Here is a 2103-nt window from a genome sequence, read left to right as displayed (position 1 = left end):
CATGAACACCTGTGGGGCCGTGTTTGTAGATTGCCCACTCAGGGTCCAAGTCGGGGTTCCGGAGAATGGAGTGGAGAGTATACCTCACGTTATCGAGCGAGAAGTGGAAGCCGAGGTTGGGGAGGTACAGGTCACCATCAATGGCCAGGACGCGGTATTCCTTAGAGGCGAGAACAGAACTGAGGTTTGCAGTAGTCGTCGTCTTACCTGCACCACCGCGCCCGGTAACAACAATAAGTGCCATAGTCAGCCCCTCCCATTCAAAGTTGGCGCCGGGAGATATAAGCCTTCCGATTTTTGGTGGGTTCGTTTTTCCCCGACCCCGTATGGAACTTCCTTTCCCTCCTCCGTTGCTCCGGCCACAAAAGGTTTATATCGTCCCCGTTAAGATATGGATTGTAAGGTTAAGGAGATGGTTGCCATGGCCGAGAAGATGCCGGCTATTATGAAGACGAAGCCCGCTTACGGCGCTGAACTCGTTGAAGTTGACGTTCCAAAGCCCGGTCCGGGCGAGGTTCTCATCAGGGTTCTCGCAACTAGCATATGCGGAACTGATTTGCACATCTACGAGTGGAACGAATGGGCCCAGAGCAGAATCAAGCCGCCCCAGATAATGGGCCACGAGGTTGCAGGTGAGGTAGTTGAGGTTGGCCCGGGCGTTGACACCCTCGAGGTGGGTGATTACATAAGCGCGGAAACTCACATCGTCTGCGGCAAGTGCTATGCATGCAAGCACAACCGCTACCACGTCTGCCAGAACACGAAGATTTTTGGAGTTGATATGGATGGTGTCTTCGCCACCTACGCGATAGTTCCGGCCCAGAACGCCTGGAAGAACCCGAAGGGCATGAAGCCAGAGTACGCTTCCCTGCAGGAGCCGCTTGGCAACGCGGTTGACACCGTTTTGGCCGGCCCCATAGCCGGAAGGAGCACCCTTATAACCGGTGCCGGTCCCCTAGGATTGCTTGGAATTACAGTGGCCAAGGCATCCGGTGCTTACCCTGTGATAGTTTCCGAGCCGAGCGAGTTCAGGAGGAACTTGGCGAAGAAGGTGGGTGCCGACTACGTCATCAATCCCTTCGAGGAGGATCCGGTCAAGGCAGTCATGGATATCACGGATGGAGCCGGAGTCGAGGTGTTCCTCGAGTTCAGCGGCGCTCCAAAAGCCCTCGAACAGGGCCTGGCTGCAACAACCCCTGGAGGGAGGGTTTCGCTGCTGGGCCTTTTCCCGAGGGACGTTTCGATAGACTTCAACAACTTCATAATCTTCAAGGCCCTTGAGATTCACGGCATAACCGGGAGGCACCTCTGGGAGACCTGGTACACGGTTTCCAGCCTCATACAGAGTGGCAAGCTGAACCTCGACCCAATAATCACCCACAGGTACAAGGGCTTCGAGAAATTTGAAGAGGCTTTTGAACTCATGCGCGCCGGAAAGACTGGCAAAGTCGTTTTCTTCCCCAAGGAGTGAGTTTCTCCTTTTCTTTCTCCACCGCAATTCTTAAGTAATTTCCCCCACATTCACCACGGGAGGTGGCAGTATGGAGCTAAGCTACCAGGAGAAACTCACGCTCATAAAACTCGCGGGGCTCAGGAAGGCGAAGTTCGAGGAGCTGGTAAGGGAAACCGGTCTCGACCAGGTCGCGGTTATGAGAGCTGTGTTAGGACTTCAGGCCAAGGGGCTTGCTAATCTCCACGAGAGGAGCGAAAAAGTTGCCGTTCTCACGGACACGGGAAGGGAGTACGCAGGGATAGGCCTTCCGGAGTGGAGGGCTCTAAAGGTTCTAAAAGAAAAAGGGAAGGTCACCCTGGACGATCTCTCCGAGGTTCTCAGCGAGGAGGAACTTAAACCCATAGTTGGCCTCCTGAGGAAGGAGGGCTGGGCGAGCGTTAGAAAGGAAGACGGAAAGCTCGTTCTGGAGATAACCGAGAAGGGTCTCAATGCTGGGGAGAGACCCATCGATAGGGCTTTGAAACTTCTCGCGGAGAAGGAAACCGTCTCCCTGAGCGAGATCCAGAAGTTCGTTCCAATTAAAGAGCTGAAGAGGAGGAAGATAGCCGAGGAAGAAACAGTTACGGAAAGGGAGGTTGAGATAACCCCTG

At 54.4% G+C, this 2103-nt stretch carries 2 protein-coding genes and 1 pseudogene; 2 read left to right on the top strand and 1 reads right to left on the bottom strand.

The genetic code is table 11. The features are described from left to right. A partial coding sequence (locus MVC73_RS09680; RefSeq protein ID WP_297510404.1) for an AAA family ATPase occupies positions 1–244 on the bottom strand: 244 nt, incomplete at its 3' end. Positions 245–421: 177 nt separating this feature from the next. Here MVC73_RS09680 and tdh point away from each other — a divergent pair. Both tdh and MVC73_RS09670 read left to right on the top strand, forming a co-directional pair. Continuing rightward, positions 422–1471 (top strand): L-threonine 3-dehydrogenase, encoded by a 1050-nt coding sequence (gene tdh / locus MVC73_RS09675; RefSeq protein ID WP_297510407.1) that lies wholly within the window; start codon positions 422–424, stop codon positions 1469–1471. Between the two features lie 70 nt (positions 1472–1541). Beyond that, a pseudogene (locus MVC73_RS09670) lies at positions 1542–2103 on the top strand (phenylalanine--tRNA ligase subunit alpha); the annotation flags it as partial.

It is taken from the genome of Thermococcus sp. (assembly GCF_027052235.1).
GTDB lineage: Archaea > Methanobacteriota_B > Thermococci > Thermococcales > Thermococcaceae > Thermococcus.
Note: the sequence above shows the minus strand (reverse complement) of the source record. Positions and strands in the feature narration are given on the sequence as shown.